At 63.8% G+C, this 392-nt stretch carries 1 protein-coding gene; it reads left to right on the top strand.

Annotated elements, in window-relative coordinates; translation table 11 throughout:
• A partial coding sequence (locus tag J1M46_RS15110) for an FGGY family carbohydrate kinase (protein ID WP_241249777.1) occupies positions 1–392 on the top strand: 392 nt, incomplete at both ends.

The raw sequence follows: 392 nt of genomic DNA, 5'->3' as shown, positions 1-392 counted from the left end.
CTGCTGTTCGGCACACCAGACACCTGGTTGTTGTGGAACCTCACGGGTGGTGTCGACGGGGGAGTGCACGCGACTGATGTCACCAACGCCAGCCGCACGCTGCTGATGGATCTGCGCACGCTCGACTGGGACGACGCTCTGCTCAAGGCGTTCGGGGTTCCTCGTGCGATGCTGCCCACGATCCGCTCGTCATCGGAGGTGTACGGGGAGGCAGTCGGCACTTCGCTCGACGGCATCCCGATCGCGGGAATCCTCGGAGACCAGCAGGCCGCCACATTCGGCCAGGTCGCTTTCGAGCGCGGTGAATCCAAGAACACCTACGGCACGGGCAATTTCCTCATCGTGAACACCGGCGAGGAGATCGTCGACAGCGAGAACGGGCTGGTCACGAC

It is taken from the genome of Agrococcus sp. KRD186, assembly GCF_017168255.1.
Classification (GTDB): domain Bacteria; phylum Actinomycetota; class Actinomycetes; order Actinomycetales; family Microbacteriaceae; genus Agrococcus.
Note: the sequence above shows the minus strand (reverse complement) of the source record. Positions and strands in the feature narration are given on the sequence as shown.